The organism is Streptomyces sp. NPDC052910 (assembly GCF_055585605.1).
Genome location: NZ_JBVJJR010000003.1, coordinates 255,849 through 272,488 on the forward strand (window position 1 = coordinate 255,849; position 16,640 = coordinate 272,488).

At 71.7% G+C, this 16,640-nt stretch carries 13 protein-coding genes; 7 read left to right on the forward strand and 6 right to left on the reverse strand.

Annotated elements, in window-relative coordinates:
• From ACZ6X9_RS12130 to ACZ6X9_RS12140, 3 genes are all read right to left on the reverse strand, one after another.
• Positions 1-837 (reverse strand): ABC transporter permease, encoded by an 837-nt coding sequence (locus tag ACZ6X9_RS12130; RefSeq protein ID WP_469777890.1) that lies wholly within the window; start codon positions 835-837, stop codon positions 1-3.
• 64 nt (positions 838-901) lie between these two features.
• On the reverse strand, positions 902-1,873 hold the full coding sequence (locus ACZ6X9_RS12135) for an ABC transporter ATP-binding protein (protein ID WP_469778636.1): 972 nt from the start codon (positions 1,871-1,873) through the stop codon (positions 902-904).
• 304 nt (positions 1,874-2,177) lie between these two features.
• Entirely contained in the window at positions 2,178-3,467 is a 1,290-nt protein-coding gene (locus ACZ6X9_RS12140; protein ID WP_469777891.1) for an NYN domain-containing protein, read from the reverse strand.
• A 284-nt stretch (positions 3,468-3,751) separates the two neighbouring features.
• Between ACZ6X9_RS12140 and ACZ6X9_RS12145 the strand changes: the two genes are divergently transcribed.
• Positions 3,752-3,913: a hypothetical protein gene (locus ACZ6X9_RS12145; protein WP_469777892.1), complete on the forward strand. Its 162-nt coding sequence runs from the start codon at positions 3,752-3,754 to the stop codon at positions 3,911-3,913.
• Positions 3,914-3,985: 72 nt separating this feature from the next.
• On the opposite strand, the gene dnaE is transcribed toward ACZ6X9_RS12145, so the two are convergent.
• Positions 3,986-7,525 carry a DNA polymerase III subunit alpha gene (gene dnaE, locus ACZ6X9_RS12150; protein ID WP_469777893.1) on the reverse strand — a complete coding sequence of 1,180 codons (3,540 nt, stop codon included), beginning with the start codon at positions 7,523-7,525 and terminating at the stop codon, positions 3,986-3,988.
• Positions 7,526-7,719: 194 nt separating this feature from the next.
• Here dnaE and ACZ6X9_RS12155 point away from each other — a divergent pair, with 194 nt between their 5' ends.
• The 5 genes from ACZ6X9_RS12155 to ACZ6X9_RS12175 all read left to right on the forward strand — a co-directional run bounded on the left by ACZ6X9_RS12155 (position 7,720) and on the right by ACZ6X9_RS12175 (position 12,762).
• Positions 7,720-8,355 carry a hypothetical protein gene (locus ACZ6X9_RS12155; protein WP_469777894.1) on the forward strand — a complete coding sequence of 212 codons (636 nt, stop codon included), beginning with the start codon at positions 7,720-7,722 and terminating at the stop codon, positions 8,353-8,355.
• Positions 8,356-8,393: 38 nt separating this feature from the next.
• Positions 8,394-9,221, forward strand: coding sequence for a thioredoxin domain-containing protein (locus ACZ6X9_RS12160; protein WP_469777895.1), 828 nt, complete (start codon positions 8,394-8,396; stop codon positions 9,219-9,221).
• A 129-nt stretch (positions 9,222-9,350) separates the two neighbouring features.
• Positions 9,351-10,022, forward strand: coding sequence for a hypothetical protein (locus tag ACZ6X9_RS12165; protein ID WP_469777896.1), 672 nt, complete (start codon positions 9,351-9,353; stop codon positions 10,020-10,022).
• 43 nt (positions 10,023-10,065) lie between these two features.
• A complete protein-coding gene (locus tag ACZ6X9_RS12170; protein WP_469777897.1) occupies positions 10,066-10,899 on the forward strand; it encodes a thioredoxin domain-containing protein in 834 nt (277 codons plus the stop codon).
• Between the two features lie 183 nt (positions 10,900-11,082).
• Positions 11,083-12,762 (forward strand): alkaline phosphatase D family protein, encoded by a 1,680-nt coding sequence (locus tag ACZ6X9_RS12175; protein ID WP_469777898.1) that lies wholly within the window; start codon positions 11,083-11,085, stop codon positions 12,760-12,762.
• Positions 12,763-12,942: 180 nt separating this feature from the next.
• On the opposite strand, the gene ACZ6X9_RS12180 is transcribed toward ACZ6X9_RS12175, so the two are convergent.
• Positions 12,943-13,524 carry a dienelactone hydrolase family protein gene (locus ACZ6X9_RS12180; RefSeq protein WP_469777899.1) on the reverse strand — a complete coding sequence of 194 codons (582 nt, stop codon included), beginning with the start codon at positions 13,522-13,524 and terminating at the stop codon, positions 12,943-12,945.
• Positions 13,525-13,628: 104 nt separating this feature from the next.
• Here ACZ6X9_RS12180 and ACZ6X9_RS12185 point away from each other — a divergent pair, with 104 nt between their 5' ends.
• Positions 13,629-14,732 (forward strand): mechanosensitive ion channel family protein, encoded by a 1,104-nt coding sequence (locus tag ACZ6X9_RS12185; RefSeq protein ID WP_469777900.1) that lies wholly within the window; start codon positions 13,629-13,631, stop codon positions 14,730-14,732.
• Between the two features lie 135 nt (positions 14,733-14,867).
• On the opposite strand, the gene ACZ6X9_RS12190 is transcribed toward ACZ6X9_RS12185, so the two are convergent.
• A complete protein-coding gene (locus ACZ6X9_RS12190; RefSeq protein WP_469777901.1) occupies positions 14,868-16,460 on the reverse strand; it encodes a Na+/H+ antiporter in 1,593 nt (530 codons plus the stop codon).
• Between the last annotated feature and the right edge of the window lie 180 nt (positions 16,461-16,640).

A 16,640-nucleotide genomic window follows, 5' to 3' on the forward strand; every position in this document is an offset into this window, starting at 1 on the left:
TCACCGCACCGCCGCCCGGCGGTAGGCCCAGGTGGCGACGGCGAGCGAGACGACGCCGACGCCCGCGCAGACGCCGAGGTCGCCGGCGACCAGCAGCCAGTCGGGGTGCGCGTCGAAGCTGCGGGCGAGCGCCTCGACGCCGTACGTCGACGGGAGCAGGTCGCGGGCCAGGGCGATGGGCGCGGGCATGTGCGAGACGGGCAGGACGCCGAGCAGCAGCGCGGCCGACATGCCGAGCTGCCCCAGCAGCGTCGCCAGTTCCTGCCGGGGCGCGAGCAGCCCGAGGGCGGCGCCCAGCCCGGCGAGGGCGGCCCCGGACAGCGGGATGACGCCGGCCAGCACCCACAGGTGGGCCAGCGGCAGCTTGAACAGCACGCTGCCGGCGACGGCGGTGACGGCCGTCCCGGGCACGGTGAACGAGGCGTACGCGCCCGCCGCCCCCAGTACCACCGCGGCGGGCGGCACGGGCAGCGTCGCGTAGTGGTCGAGCCCGCCGCTCGCCCGCAACTGGCCGAAGTACTGGGCCAGCAGGTTGAGCGCGACGAACGCGACGACCAGCACGCTGGAGCCGGCCACCACGGCCCGCGCCTCGTCGCCGCCGTCCACGACCCCGCGCATCAGGATCATGATGCCGACGGACTGGAAGGTCGCCACGAACAGCAGCGGGATCCGCGCCACCCGGGCGCGCGAGAGCTGCGCCCGGTAGACGGCCGCCAGCGCGGGCAGCAGCCGCGCGCGCGGCGCCAGCGGCGCGGGCTCCCCGCCCACGGGCCGGGGCCGGGCCGCACCCCGCTCCCGTACCTTTCCGGACACCGCTTCTGCGGACACAGCACTCACGCGGAACGACTCCTGTTCGGTACGGGCGGCGGCGGCACGGCGGCGGACGTTCTGCGGGCCCTCGTCATCCCTTCACCAGACCTTCCGCACGGCCGCCCAGCGCGAGGTAGACGTCCTCAAGGCTGGGCGTGGCGAGCGTGAAGTCGTCGAGCGCGGCGAAGGCGGGGCCGCCGGTCACGGCGGCGACGGCCGCCCGCGCCTCGGCGTGGCCGAGCCGCAGCGACCAGCGGCGGCCGGTCTCGGTGGCGGTGTCGCGGAGCGCCGCGACCTCGGGGACGTCGAGCGGCGGCGCGTCCCGCCAGACGAGGTCGAGCCGCACCTCGTCCGCGACGAGTTCCTTGAGCCCCGCCGGGGTGTCGCAGGCGATGATGCGCCCGCGCTCCAGCACGGCGACCCGGTCGAGGACGGTCTCGGCCTCGATGACGTTGTGGGTGACGAGCAGGACGGTGGCACCGCGCTCGGCGCGCCGCCGGTCGACGGCGGCCCACACCGCGCGCCGGGCGACCGGGTCCATGCCCGTGGTCGGCTCGTCCAGGACCAGCAGCGGGCGGTCGCCGACCAGCGTGGCGGCGAAGCAGGCGAGGCGGCGCTGGCCGCCGGAGAGCTTCTTCAGCGGCCGGCCCGCGAGCGGCCCGAGGCCGAGCTCGTCCAGCACCGCGTCCCGCTCGGCCCGCGCCGCCCGCAGCCCGAGACCGCGCAGCCGCCCGGTCGTCTCGGCGGCCAGCGCCACCGTCAGCTCGTCCAGCGCGCTCGACTGCTGCCCGAGGTAGCCGACGAGCCGCGCCGCGCGGTCCGGGTACCGGACGAGGTCGTGCCCCAGCAGCTCGACGCTGCCCTCGTCGGGGCGGAGGAGGCCGGTGAGCTGACGGACGAGGGTGGTCTTGCCGGCGCCGTTGGGGCCGAGGAGGCCGAAGATCTCGCCTCGGCGGACGTCGAGGTCGATGCGGTCGCTGGCGCGGATCTCCTGGTCGGCCGGTGTTCCGCGACGGCCGCGAGCGGCGGCGTACGTCTTCACGAGACCGCGCACGGAGCACACCACCGGCTCTCCGGCGTGCCCTGCCGCCTGCTTCACGCCCATCCTCACGAGCTATGAGGGTACGCGTACGGCGGGGAGCGGCTGCGTCGGGGGTGCGGGGGTGTTGCCCCGGTCCCGCCCTTTCACCGTTTCTCGCGGGGGCAGGCCCCCGCACCCCCGAAGCGCCCTCCGGGCGCTGTCCTCAAACGCCGGACGGGCTAAATCCAGCCCGTCCGGCGCTTGAGGACGAGCGGCGAAGCCGCGAAAAGGGGGGTCTGGGGGCGCAGCCCCCAGGAAACGGTGAAAGGGCGGGACCGGGGCACCCTCAATCCCCCGCAGGCGCATGCTCCGCAGCGGTCCGCGCATCGATCTCCCGCCAGAACCCGGCCCGAATCGCATACCGGTCCCGCTCGTCAATCTGATCGTCTTTATGCGCCAGCAATCCGAACCGCGCCGCGTACCGCAGCAACTCCCCGTCGATCCGATGAGGAATCCGCGGGTACTCCGTCGACAGGTGCTGTAGATGCACGGAGTCGGTGATCCGCTCCGTCCACCGCCGCGCGAACACCTGCCCGACCTCGAAAGGATCGCCTCCGACCGTCGTGATGTCCTCCTCCCGGTCGGCCCACCGCTGTTCCGCGCTGGTGAGCTGGGCGAGCGTCGGCAGGGCGGCGATCTCGGGAGGCTCTCCGGAGCCGTTGCCGGGCCCCCGGTCGACCAGCCCCCGGTCGGAGGACCACCGCAGCGTGGCGTTGGGGTGCCCGAGGGCGGGCGGCGCGGACACGGCCGGCCCGGCGGCGGGCCCCTTGCCGAGGACGGCGAGGTCCTTGGGGGTGGGCACGGTCCGGGTGCCCGACACGTCACCCCGCTCGGCGGTGGCCGCGGCGACGCCGCCGGCGGGCGCGGGCGCGGGCCGTACCCCGTTGCGTACGGGCTCGCGCGGCTCGGCGGAGACGGCCGACGCCCCGACCCGCTCCCCCGGCCCACCGCTCTCGGGCAGCGGCGCGGAGAGGATCGCCGCGATCTCGGGCTCGGCGGTGGGCGCGGGCGCGCAGGACCCGGTGAGCTCGCGGGCGCGCACGGCGCGGGTGATCCAGGTGCGGTCGAGGACGCGGCGTTCGTCGGCCTCGGCGACGAGGTCCTCGGACTGGTTGTAGTCGCCGTCGGCGGCCTGGACGGCCCAGAGGTGGACGGCGACGCCGTGTTCCTTGGCGGACATCAGGCCGGGCAGCAGGTCGCCGTCGCCGGTGACGAGGACGATGTCGGAGCAGGCCCGGTTGCGGGCGAGTTCGGTGAGCTCGGCGTGCATGGCCGCGTCGACGCCCTTCTGCGCCCAGCGGCCGTCGGTGCGGGTGAGGGCGCCGAGCCGGACGGTGACCCGGGGCATCACGCGCAGCCGGCGGTGCTCGGGCTGGGGCACCCGGTCGGGGGCGCCGTCGAACCAGTAGATCCGGAGCAGGGGGCGTTGGGTGTCGTCCTCGGCGCGTTCGCGCAGGCCCTGGATGAGAGTGGTGTGGTCGACGGTGATGCGGGACCGGGCGGGTTCCCCGGCCAGCAGGCTGGCGGCGGCGCCCAGCAGGTACCCGGCGTCCACCAGGACGACGCAGCGGTCCACGGTGCACCTTCTCTCCGTAAGTCCAGCATGTCCGGCATGTCGGGTGATGCGGTCGCCCCCGGCACGGCAGTGCCCCGGATGTCACATGGCTTTCCCAGGAGTCTGCCCGACCGCACGGGGGTTATCAGTCCGAACTGGATCATCGGCGTGGCGGATACGGGGTGCGGCCGAGAAGTATCGCTGTCACACATGGTTATGGACCGAAATGCGGGTTTCGTCGGCGCGTGCCAGGGTGTTGTGCGGAAACACCCGGGGGGCATCCGGAGTGGAGGCGAACAACGGCCATGGCCAAGAACAAGAAGCAGGACCGGAGCCAGCAGAAGGCGACGCAGAGCGAGCGCGGCCGGCAGGAGGCGCAGAAATCGGCCATGGAGGCCCAGTCGACACGGGTGACGCCGGCGGACGTGGCCCACAAGAGCCGGCAGAAGCGCTTCGGCCACAACTGACCGGCGCCCGGATGCACGTGAGGGCGCGCCCGCGGTCAGCGGGCGCGCCCTCCGTCGTACGCGACCGGTCGGTCAGCCGGCCAGGCAGGACGGCCCGAGCAACTGCTTCAGGTCGCCGAAGAGGGCCGGGTCGGGGGTGACCCGGTGCCGGTCCAGGCGGAGCACGGTCGTCTTGCGCGCGCCCTGGAGTTTGATGCGCACCTCGGTGGAGCCCCGGTGGTGGGTGAGCACCTGGCCGAGCCGCTCGACCAGCGGCGGGGTGACCTTCACCGTGGGGATGGAGATGATCACCGGTGCGTTGGTGCCCGCGTTGGACAGGTCGGGGACCATCAGCTCCATGGCGACCAGCCGCGGGATGTCCTCCCGCTTGTCCAGCCGGCCCTTGACGAAGACGACGGCGTCCTCGACCAACTGGGTGGAGACCAACTGGTAGGTGGCGGGGAAGAACATGCAGTCGATGGAGCCGGCCAGGTCCTCGACGGTGGCGATGGCCCAGGCGTTGCCCTGCTTGGTCATCTTCCGCTGGAGGCCGGAGATGATGCCGCCGATGGTGACGATCGCGCCGTCGGCGTAGTCGCCGCCGGTGAGCTGGCTGATCCCGGCGTCGGCCTTGTCGTTGAGGACGTGCTCGATGCCGAAGAGCGGGTGGTCGGAGACGTAGAGGCCGAGCATCTCGCGCTCCTGCGCGAGGAGGTACGACTTCTCCCACTCGACGTCGGAGAACTCGACGTCGAGCCCGAACCCGGGCTCGCTGCTGTCCTCCTCGCCCATGCCGCCGAAGAGGTCGAACTGCCCCTCGGCCTCCTTGCGCTTGACCTGCACCACGTTGTCGATCATCGGCTCGTAGTGCGCGGTGAGGCCCTTGCGGGTGTGCCCCATCTCGTCGAACGCGCCGGCCTTGATCAGCGATTCGACGGTGCGCTTGTTGCAGACGACCGCCTCGACCTTGTCCAGGAAGTCGGGGAAGGAGGTGTACTTCCCCTTGGACTTGCGGCAGCGGATGATCGAGTCGACGACGTTGGCGCCGACGTTCCGGACGGCGGTGAGGCCGAAGAGGATCACGTCGTCACCCTGGGCGGCGAAGTTGGCCTCGGACTCGTTGACGTTCGGCGGGAGCACCTTGATGCCCATGCGGCGGCACTCGTTGAGGTACGTCGCGGACTTGTCCTTGTCGTCCTTGACCGAGGTGAGCAGCGCCGCCATGTACTCGGCCGGGTGGTTGGCCTTGAGGTAGGCGGTCCAGTAGGAGACCAGGCCGTACGCGGCGGAGTGCGCCTTGTTGAAGGCGTAGCCGGCGAACGGGACCAGCACGTCCCAGAGCGCCTGGATGGCCTCCTCCGAGAAGCCCTTCTTCTTCGCGCCCTCCTTGAAGAAGACGAAGTTCTTCGCCAGCTCGTCGGGCTTCTTCTTGCCCATGACGCGGCGGAGGATGTCGGCCTCGCCGAGCGAGTAGCCGGCGACGATCTGGGCGGCCTTCTGCACCTGCTCCTGGTAGACGATCAGACCGTAGGTGACGCCGAGGACCTCTTCGAGCGGCTCCTCCAGCTCGGGGTGGATCGGCGTGATCTCCTGCTGGCCGTTCTTGCGGAGCGCGTAGTTGGTGTGCGAGTTCATGCCCATCGGGCCCGGCCGGTACAGGGCGGACACGGCGGAGATGTCTTCGAAGTTGTCGGGCTTCATCAGCCGCAGCAGGGACCGCATGGGCCCGCCGTCGAACTGGAAGACGCCGAGGGTGTCGCCGCGCTGGAGCAGCTCGAAGGTCGTGGGGTCGTCGAGCGGGAGGCTCAGGAGATCGATGTCGATCCCCTTGTTGGCCTTCACCATCTTGACGGCGTCGTCCATGATCGTGAGGTTGCGCAGGCCGAGGAAGTCCATCTTCAGCAGGCCGAGCGACTCACAGCTCGGGTAGTCCCACTGGGTGATGGTGACGCCGTCGGAGTGCCTCACCCAGACCGGGACGTGGTCGGTGATCGTCTCGCTGGACATGATCACGCCGGCCGCGTGCACACCCATCTGCCGGACCAGGCCCTCGACGCCGCGCGCGGTGTCGATGACCTTCTTCACGTCCGGCTCGTTCTCGTACATCGCCCGGACCTCGCCCGCCTCGCTGTAGCGCGGGTGGCTGGGGTCGGTGATGCCGGAGAGCGGGATGCCCTTGCCGAGGACGTCGGCGGGCATGGCCTTGGTGATGCGGTCGCCCATGGCGTACGGGTAGCCGAGGACGCGGGCCGAGTCCTTGATCGCGTTCTTGGCCTTGATGGTGCCGTAGGTGCCGATCATGGCGACCTTGTCGGCGCCGTACTTCTCGGTGACGTACCGGATCACCTCGGAGCGCCGGCGCTCGTCGAAGTCGATGTCGACATCGGGCATCGAGATGCGCTCGGGGTTGAGGAACCGCTCGAAGATCAGGCCGTGCGGGATGGGGTCGAGGTCGGTGATGCCCAGGGCGTACGCGACGATCGAGCCGGCCGCGGAGCCCCGGCCGGGGCCGACGGCGATGCCGTTCTTCTTCGCCCACATGATGAAGTCGGCGACGACGAGGAAGTAGCCCGGGAACCCCATCTGGATGATGACGTCCATCTCGTACTCCGCCTGCTTCTGGCGGTCGTCGGGCACCCCGCCGGGGAAGCGGCGGGCCATGCCCCGCCGGACCTCCTCCTGGAACCAGGTGATCTCGGTGTACCCCTCGGGGACGTCGAACTTCGGCATCAGGTCGCGCTTCTCGAACCAGCCGGTGGTGTCGATCTGCTCGGCGACGAGAAGGGTGTTGCGGCACCCCTCCTGCCAGGCGTCGGAGGAGTCCACGGCGTACATCTCGTCGGTGGACTTGAGGTAGTAGCCGGAGCCGTCGAACTTGAAGCGGTCGGGGTCGGAGAGGTTCTTGCCGGTCTGGATGCAGAGCAGGGCGTCGTGGGCGCTCGCCTCGTGCGCGTAGGTGTAGTGCGAGTCGTTGGTGACGATCGGCGGGATGCCCAGCTCCTTGCCGATCTTCAGCAGGTCCTCGCGGACCCGGCGCTCGATCTCGATGCCGTGGTCCATCAGCTCCAGGAAGTAGCGGTCCTTGCCGAAGATGTCCTGGTACTCGCCCGCGGCCTTGCGGGCCTCCTCGTACTGGCCGAGGCGCAGCCGGGTCTGGAGCTCGCCGGAGGGGCAGCCGGTGGAGGCGATCAGCCCCTCGGACCACTGGGAGATGGTCTCCTTGTCCATCCGGGGCCACTTGGTGAGCCAGCCCTCGGCGTAGGCGTCCGAGGAGAGCCGGAAGAGGTTGTGCAGGCCGGTCCTGTTCGCCGCCCAGATGGTCTTGTGGGTGTAACCACCGGAGCCGGAGACGTCGTCGCGCTTCTGGTGCGGCTGGCCCCACTGGATGCGCCGCTTGTTGCGGCGGGACTCGGGGGCCACGTACGCCTCGATGCCGATGATCGGGGTGATCTCGGCCTTCTTGGCCTGGTGGAAGAAGTCGTACGCGCCGTGCAGGTTGCCGTGATCGGTCATGGCGATATGCGTCATGCCCATCTCTCTGCAGGCATTGAACATGTCCTTGAGCCGCGCGGCACCGTCCAGCAGCGAGTACTGGGTGTGGACGTGCAGGTGCGTGAAGGGCGGCTTGCTCACGGTGGAGGACCTCCGGCGGGGCGGACGGGAACAGGGGGCTCGGCAGTCCTGAAGGGTACCGGCCCGCCTCCGGCGCCACGCCCTCACCGGGGGTCGCCCACAGCACGGGCGACCCTTCGTATGAACATTCGAGTACGACCAGTATGAATCGCCCTTTAAGCAGCGCTTACCGCGATACGTGCCAGACTCGCTATATGGACATATCGGCAGCACCGCCGCGGGCCCTGCGGGCGGCCCTGTTCACGGCGCTGTGCGTACTGCTGTCCACCTCCTCGCACGTCCTGCTGTCCGGCCGGCAGCTCCCCGTGACCGTCGTGGCCGCGGTCGCCGCCGGGGTCTACGCCGCGGCCTGGGCGCTGTACGGCCGCGAACGGGGGTACGGGCGCATCGCCGCCCTCCTCGTCCCGCTGGAGCTGGCCGCCGGCGCCGCGCTCGGCACCGGACAGCACACCTGCTACGACGCCGGCGGCCGGCCGCTGCCCGGCGCCCTCACCCTGATCTGCGGCCCGGGCGGGGTGGGCGGCCCGCTGGCCCGCGCCGCCGGGACCGGGGCCGGCCCCTGGCTGGTGCTCGCCGGCCACCTCGTGGCCGGCCTGCTGGCCGCCGCCTGGCTGGCCCGGGGCGAGACGGCCCTCGCCCGACTGGCCCGTGCCGCCGGTGCCGCGGCCTTCCGCCCGCTGCGCCTGGCCACGGCCCGCGTCACCCCCGCCGTCCGGGCCGCCGCCGCGCCCGTACGGCGCGCCCCGCACGCCCTCCCGCCCGAGGCGCGCCCCCTGCTCCTCCACTCCGTCATCCGGCGCGGCCCCCCGGCCCGGCCCCTCCCCGCCTGACCGGAACCCCCTCAGCCACAGCACGGAGAAGCGGCATCATGAGCAAGCGCAACAACTGGGAGAACAAGCAGTCCGCCCGCGAGCGGCTGCGCGCCGAGCGCGAACAGCAGGCGAAGAAGGAGCGGACCCGTCGCCAGCTCCTCGTCGGCGGCGCGGCCGTCGGCGTCCTCGCCGTCGCGGCCGGCATCGCCGTGGCCGTGACCCAGCTCGGCGGCGACGGCAAGGACTCCGCCTGGGAGGCCGCCGCCAAGAAGACCCTCGTCAAGCCGGCCCACACCGCGGGCGACAAGGGCACCGAGATCGTCATCGGCGACAAGAACGCCAAGCACACCCTGGAGATCTTCCAGGACATGCGCTGCCCGGTCTGCTCGGTCTTCGAGCAGAACGTCGGCGACACCGTCGACAAGGACGTCAAGGCCGGCAAGTACAAGGTCTCGTACCACATCGGCGCCTTCCTCGACCGCGGCATGGGCGGCACCGGCGCCAAGAACGCGCTCAGCGCCGTCGGCGCGGCCCTCGACGTGAGCCCCGAGGCGTTCTCGGCCTACGACAAGGCCCTCTACGCCAAGGCCAACCACCCCGCCGAGACCAAGGACGCCTTCGCGAACGACGACACCCTGCTGAAGATCGCCCAGCAGGTCCCCGCCCTGAAGGGCAACGCGAAGTTCGAGAAGAACGTCAAGGACGGCACCTTCGACAAGTGGGCGCTGGAGATGTCCGACGAGTTCGACAGCCACAAGGACGTGACCGGGACGCCGACCCTCAAGCTGGACGGCGAGAAACTGACCGTGGACACGCCCCAGGGCAAGGGCGCTCCGCTGACCGCCGAGCAGTTCCGCCAGGCCGTCGACGCACGGCTGAAGTAGCGGCCGAGGCGACCGCCCGCCCGCCGGGCTCCCGTCCCACCGGGGCTCCACCGGTCCCACCGGGGCTCCGCCGGAAGATGCCGAATCTCCACACGACAATCACGGCGTGTCATGGCACACTTCCCGGTTATGAAGGGGACGGGAGTTCGGTTGCGGGCGCTGCGCGCCGCGCTGTTCACCGCCGTCTGCGTCACCCTCTCGGCCGCCTCCCACGTCCTCCTCTCCCGGATGCCGCTGCCGGTGTCCACGGTCGCCGCGCTGTCGGCCGCCTTCTTCGTCCTCGCCTACGCCCTGGCCGGCCGGGAACGGGGCTACGGGCACATCGCCGCCCTCCTCGTCCCCCTCGAACTGGCCGCCGACACGGTCTTCACCACCGGCCAGCACGCCTGCTACGGCGCGGCGGGCGGCCCGGTCGCGGGCCCGCTGCGCTCCATGGGCATCGACCTCGTCTGCCGCGGCGGCGACGTGGGGACGCCGCTGGCGCATCTGGCGACCGCTCCGCACGGCGGGGCCGACGCCGTCGGCTCCGCCCTCCCGTGGCTGCTGCTCGCCCTGCACATCGCTGTCGGCCTGCTGGCCGCCGCCTGGCTCCACCGCGGCGAGGTGGCCCTCGCCCGACTGGTGCGCGCGGTGGCCGCCTTCGCGTTCCGCCCGCTGCTGCTGGTCACCGCCACGACCGCGGTGCCCGGCGCGGCGGGCCCGGCGCGCCGCCCGCGCCGCGACACCCGGCGCCCGCGCGCGCTCCCCCTGCTCCTCCACTCCGTCGTACGACGCGGACCGCCCCGGGCCTGCACAGCCTGAGCGAGCAGTCCCGACATTCGTACACCCTCAGCGGAGAGACACCATGAGCAACCGCAACAGCGCCCAGAACAAGCAGGCCGCCCGCGAACGGCTGCGTGCCGAACGCGAGCGCCAGGCCAAGAAGGACAAGACCAAGCGCCAACTCATCGTGGCCGCCGCGGTCGTGGGCGTCCTGGCCGTCACGGCCGGGGTGGTCGTCGCGGTCACCAAGATGAACGACGGCACCAGCGACCACTGGAAGGCCGCCTCCGAGAAGACGCTCGTCAAGCCCGCCAACACCACCGGCGAGAACGGCGACGAGATCGTCATCGGCCAGAAGGGCGCCAAGGAGACCCTGACCATATTCGAGGACCCGCGCTGCCCGATGTGCTCTGATTTCGAGCAGGAAGTCGGTTCGACCATCCGTCAGGACATGAAGGCCGGTCGGTTCAAGGTCCGCTTCGTCATGGTCAACTTCCTCGACCGGCAGCTCATGGGCGACGGCTCCAAGAACGCCGTCAGCGCGCTGGGCGCCGCCCTGAACGTCAGCCCGGACGCGTTCCTCGACTTCAAGGAAGCCCTCTACTCCAAGAAGAACCACCCCGACGAGCGGGACGACGCCTTCGCCGACGACAAGAAGCTCCTGGAGATCGCCCAGGAGGTCCCGGCCCTGAAGGGCAACGCGAAGTTCGAGAAGAGCGTCAACGACCACGTCTACGACCGGTGGGCGCTGGAGATGGGCAAGCTCTTCGGCAAGGACGGCGTGGACGGCACCCCGACCGTGCTGCACGGCAAGAAGAAGCTGACCGTGGACGGCCCCAGGGGCCCGATGCCGCCGGCGTCCAAGGAGCTGTACGAGCAGGTCATGGACAAGGAGTTCGGTCCGCGCAAGAAGTAGCGCGCGGGCGGGGACTCGGGAGGCGGACGGCCACGGGGCCGTCCGCCTCCCGCCGTTCGGCGGCCCCCCACGCCGCCCGGCGGGGAACACGGGGCGAAGCGGAGGTGACGGCACGGGAGGGGCCGGACGAACTCCTGTCAGGGTGGGCGCTCATACGTGCGAACGGCGTTAAAGTTATCGCCCGTGAACCCACGTCCCCCCATATCCCGCCGGGCCGCCGTGACCGGTGCGGCGGCGACCGCCGCCCTGCTGCCCCTCGCCGTCGCCCCGACCGCCGGGGCGGCCACCGCCGCCCGCGCCGCGGTCCGCGCCGAGACGGCGACGGCCCCCGCCTTCCTGCACGGCGTCGCCTCCGGCGACCCGCTGCCCGACGGCATCCTGCTGTGGACCCGGGTCACCCCGGCCCCGGAGGCCGTCCCCGGCTCGGGCCTCGGGCCGGACGTCCAGGTGAGCTGGCAGGTGGCGGAGGACGCCGGGTTCGGCCGGGTCGCCGTCTCCGGCACGGTCACCGCGTCCGCCGCCGGCGACCACACGGTCAAGGCCGACGTCCGCGGACTGCGGCCCGGCACCGACTACTTCTTCCGGTTCACCGTCACCGGCGGCGCGGGCGAAATCCACTCCCCCACCGGCCGGACGCGCACGGCCCCCGCCCCCGACGCCCACACGGACGGGCTCCGCTTCGGCGTGGTCTCCTGCGCCAACTGGGAGTCGGGCCACTTCTCCGCCTACCGCCACCTCGCGGCCCGCCGCGACCTGGACGCGGTGCTGCACCTCGGCGACTACCTCTACGAGTACAAGTCGGGCGAGTACCCGGCCGCCAAGTACGTCGTCCGCCCGCACGAGCCCAGACACGAGATCGTCACGCTCGCCGACTACCGCACCCGGCACGGCCGTTACAAGACGGACCCCGACCTCCAGGCCCTGCACGCGGCCCTGCCGTTCGTCGCCATCTGGGACGACCACGAGTTCGCCGACAACGCCTGGTCCGGCGGCGCCGTCAACCACACGCCGGGCGCCGAGGGCGACTGGAAGGACCGCGTGGCGGCGGCGAAGAAGGCGTACTTCGAGTGGATGCCGGTGCGTCCCTCCGTCGAAGGCACCACCTACCGCAGGCTGCGCTTCGGCCGCCTCGCCGACCTGCACCTGCTCGACCTGCGCTCGTTCCGCTCCGAGCAGGTCAAGGCCGGCAGCGGCGCGGTCGACGACCCCTCCCGCACCCTCACCGGCCGCGCCCAGCTCGACTGGCTCAAGGACGGCCTGGCCGCCTCCGACACCACCTGGCGGCTCGTCGGCAACCCGGTGATGATGTCCCCGCTCGCCTTCGGCGCCATGCCCGCCCACCTCCTCAAGCCGCTCGCCAAGCTGCTCGGCCTGCCCGAGGAGGGCATCGCCGCCAACACCGACCAGTGGGACGGCTACACCCACGACCGCCGCGAACTCCTCGGCCACCTCACCGGCCACGGCATCCGCAACACGGTCTTCCTCACCGGCGACATCCACATGGCCTGGGCCAACGACATCCCGGAGACGGCCGCCACGTACCCCGCCTCCCGCTCGGTCGCCACCGAGTTCGTCGTCACCTCCGTCACCGCCGACAACCTCGACGACACCCTCCACGTCCTCCCGCACACGGTCTCCCTCCCCGCGGTCGCCGCCATCAAGGCCGCCAACCGGCACGTGAAGTGGGTCGACATGGACTCCCACGGCTACGGCGTCCTCGACATCACCGCCGAGCGCGCGCAGATGGACTACTACGTCCTCTCCGACAAGCGCGACCCGAAGGCGACGTCGAAGTGGGCGCGGTCGTACCGGACGCTCGCGGGGACGCAGCGGGTGGAGCGGGTGAAGGCGCCGGTGCGCTGAGCGCTGACGCGATAGGGGTGCCCCGGCCCCTCCCCCGGAGGGGGCACCCCCAACGGGCTGAAGTGCGCGCCCAGGGCGCGACACCCAGCCCGTCCGGCGTTTGAGGACCTCGCGGCGAAGCCGCGATGCCGGGGCGCGGGCCCTCCCGCAAGAAACGGTGAAAGGGCGGGACCGGGGCCCCTACAACTCCCCCAAGAACGCGAGCGCCACCCGCCAGGCCCGCTCCGCAGCCTCCGCGTCGAAATCGTCAAGGTCCGGGTCCGTAAACAGATGCCCGGCCCCCTGATACCGGTGCACCTCGACCTCCGCCCCCGCCCGCCCCATCCGCAGGTACCAAGCGTTCAGCCAGTCATGCGGCTCGAACGGATCCGGGTCCGCCACATGAAGCTGTACGGGCAGCTCGTCCACCGCTGCGTCCTCCGCCAGATCGGACGTGCCGTGGAACAGGAGCAGCCCCCGGGCCTTCTCATCGCCGAGCGCGAGATTCTGCGCGATGGACCCGCCCAGCGAGAACCCCGCGTACACGAGCCCCCGCTCGGAAAGCGGCGCCGCAGCCGTGATCGCCCGGCGCAGCAGCTCCTCCCGTCCGATCTCGTCCTTGATCGCCATACCGTCCTCGACGGTGTCGGCCGTCCGCCCGTCGTAGAGGTCGGGTACGTGCACGTCGTACCCGGCACTACGCAGCCGCTCGGCGGCGGTGTGTACGGCCGATCGCAGTCCGTAAGCCGAATGGAACAGGACGATCGTGGTAGGAGACGGCACCGGAGTCACTTCCTTGCAGGGCTGGATCGCGTGGCCTCCATCGTGCCAGCTACGGTCGAAGGAGGGACGCTCGCCCGGCAGGACGCCGGAAGGAGCTGGTGCTCATGGAGGACGTGCTGCGGCCTCTCGCAGTCCTCGGCGCTGCCCTGGTCGTCACCATCGTGGTGGGCTGGGCCGCTGACAAAACGGTTCGCCGGATTGCCGAACGGCATCCGGAAGCCCCGTTGTGGCATTTGCTGCGCCGCTGCCGCATGCCCTTGCGGCTGGTGCTGTGCACGGCGCTGCTACGCGGCGGCTACGACTCGGCCGAGCTGTCCGAACAACATGAGACCTTGGTCACCAGGCTGCTCACCCTGGTGCTCATCGGGGCCTGCGCCTGGCTCGCGACGCGGGTGGCCACGGCCATCGTCGAGGCGGCGTACGCGCGCTACGCCGCCACCAGCCGCGATCCGGCCCGCATGCGCCGGGTCCGCACCCAGGTGACGCTGATCCGCCGCATCGTCACGGCGGCCGTCTGCGTGGTCGCGGTGGCGGCGATGCTGCTGACCTTCCCCGGCATGCGGACGATCGGCACGTCCGTCCTCGCCTCCGCCGGTCTGATCGGCATCGTGGCCGGTGTGGCCGCCCAGTCCACGCTGGGCAACCTCTTCGCGGGCCTGCAGATAGCGTTCGGCGACATGGTGCGCATCGGCGACACCGTGGTGGTGAACGGCGAGTGGGGCACGGTCGAGGAGATCACCCTCACCTACCTGGTGGTCACCACCTGGGACGAGCGCCGCATCACCATGCCGGTCTCGTACTTCACCAGCAGGCCCTTCGAGAACTGGTCGCGCGGCAACCCCCGGATGACCGGCACGGTCTTCTTCCACCTGGACCACTCCGCCCCCATCGACCTCATGCGCGAGCGGCTGTACGAGGTGGTGAAGGGGGCAAGGGAGTGGGACGGCCGAGCGTGGAGCCTCGTCGTCACGGACACCACCCCGACCACCATCCAGGTGCGCGCCCTGGTGACCGCCAAGGACGCCGACGACATCTGGACGCTGCGCTGCGTCGTGCGCGAGCAGTTGGTCGAGTGGCTGCGCAGGAAGCACCCCTACGCCCTGCCGCGCATCAGCACCGCACCCGCACCGGGCCCGGCCGAGACCCCGGACCGCCGGCAGGTACCGCCCACGTCGGGCGACATCGGCCCGGGGCCGGGCCCGGTCTGAGAGACCCGGGACCGCTCGGGAAGACCCGGGGGTTGATCGGAGAGGCCGTGACCCGTCCCGAGAGACTTGGGGCCCGTTCCGAAGGACCTGGGCCCGGTCTGAGTGGCCCGGAGCCGGACCGCCAGCGGCACCCGTTCACATCCCCCGCAACGACCGCATGTCCAGTTGCCGCAGCACCCGGTCCACCACCTCCGGATCCATCCACGGCTCGCTCCGCGCGTCGAGCACCGCGTGCCGCGCCGCCGAGAGCAGCTCGGCCTGGATGCGCTGGATGGTGTGCAGCCGCTGCACGCGCTGGGAGTGCGCCTCGCGCCGCTCCTCGTCGACCATCTCGGGGCTGATGCGCGCTCCCACGTCGTAGGCGCGCCGATGCAGCATCTCCCGCAGGTCCTCGGAGAGCTCCTCCTCCTGTTCGATCTCCAGCAGCCGGTGCCGGGCCGCCTTGGCCGCCCGGATGGCGAGCTGCCGCTCCAGCTCGCGGGTCCAGTCGGTGTCGGCGCGCACGCCGAGCAGGTCGACCAGCCAGGGCAGCGTCAGCCCTTGGACGACGAGGGTGCCGATGATGACGGCGAAGGCGATGAAGAGGATCTCGTCGCGGGCCGGGAAGGCCGACTTGTCGTCCGTGGTCAGCGGAATGGCCAGGGCGAGCGCCGCGGTCGCCACCCCGCGCATCCCGGACCACCACATCACGATGGTCTCCCGCCAGCTCGTGAGGATCTCCTCGTCGACGTCGCGGCCCTTGTGCAGCCGCTTGGCGAGCCAGGCGGCGGGCAGCAGCCACGCCAGCCGCACGACGACCACGACGGCGAGGACGATGCCGCCGATGCCGAGCATCTCGCCCCAGCGGCCGGAGGCGGTTTCGACGGCGTTGTGCAGTTCGAGGCCGACGAGGCCGAAGGCGACGCCGGTGACGAGGGTGTCGACGATCTCCCAGAAGGTGTGTCCGGCCAGCCGTCCCAGGACGTCGTCCGCGTCGCTCGCGAACTCGGCGAGGAAGAGGGCGGTGGTCAGCACCGCGAGCACCCCGGAGCCCTTGAACTCCTCCGCGAGGACGTAGGAGACGAACGGCACCAGCAGGGTGAGCCCGATCTGGAGCGTCGCGTCGCCGAGGACGTCCATCAGCCGTTTCGCGCCCCAGCCGAGCCCCAGGCCGACCGCCAGCGCCACCACGGCGGAGAACACCAGCTCGCCGATGGCCTTCGGCACCGAGAAGCTGCCGCTGACGGCCGCGGCGACGGCCACGTGGTAGAGCACGATGGCGGTCACGTCGTTGAAGAGCCCCTCGCCCTCCAGGATCGACACCAGGCGGCGCGGCAGCCCGATCGAGCCCGCGACGGCGGTCGCGGCGACGGGGTCGGGCGGGGCGACGAGCGCGCCCAGGGCCACGGCCGCGGCGAGCGAGATCCCCGGCACGACCGCGTGCGCCACGGCCGCGACCGCCGAGGTGGTGACGAAGACCAGTGCGACGGCCAGCAGGAAGATCGGCCGCTTGTTGGCCGCGAACTGCCGCCAGGACGTGCGCTGCGCCGACGCGTAGAGCAGCGGCGGCAGGACCAGCGGGAGGATGAACTCCGGCGGGACGTCGACGTTCGGCACGAACGGCAGCAGGGCCAGGACGATCCCGCCCAGCGTCATCAGCACCGGGGAGGGCAGGCCGAGCCGGTCGCCGAGCGGTACCGTGACGAGCGCCCCGAGCAGCAAGACGAACAACAGGGCTAGCTGGTCCACGAGTGCCCTCCGGGGCGCATGGGGGAACAGTCGTTCACCCCAGCGTGCCATGAAGCGGCTCGTCAGGCGGCCCCGGGGGTGCCGACGCCCGTGGTCAGCGCGGTGGGCGGGGAGGCCGCCGCGGGAGAAGCGATCGCGGCGGGAGAAGCGGTCGCGGCGGGTGGCACGGCCGCAGCCGGC

Coding starts and splice junctions, on each gene's coding strand:
- ACZ6X9_RS12145 (WP_469777892.1), top strand. CDS start 3,752: ATGGCCAAGAACAAGAAGCAGGACCGGAGCCAGCAGAAGGCGACGCAG.
- ACZ6X9_RS12165 (WP_469777896.1), top strand. CDS start 9,351: ATGAAGGGGACGGGAGTTCGGTTGCGGGCGCTGCGCGCCGCGCTGTTC.
- ACZ6X9_RS12160 (WP_469777895.1), top strand. CDS start 8,394: ATGAGCAAGCGCAACAACTGGGAGAACAAGCAGTCCGCCCGCGAGCGG.
- ACZ6X9_RS12185 (WP_469777900.1), top strand. CDS start 13,629: ATGGAGGACGTGCTGCGGCCTCTCGCAGTCCTCGGCGCTGCCCTGGTC.
- ACZ6X9_RS12170 (WP_469777897.1), top strand. CDS start 10,066: ATGAGCAACCGCAACAGCGCCCAGAACAAGCAGGCCGCCCGCGAACGG.
- ACZ6X9_RS12155 (WP_469777894.1), top strand. CDS start 7,720: ATGGACATATCGGCAGCACCGCCGCGGGCCCTGCGGGCGGCCCTGTTC.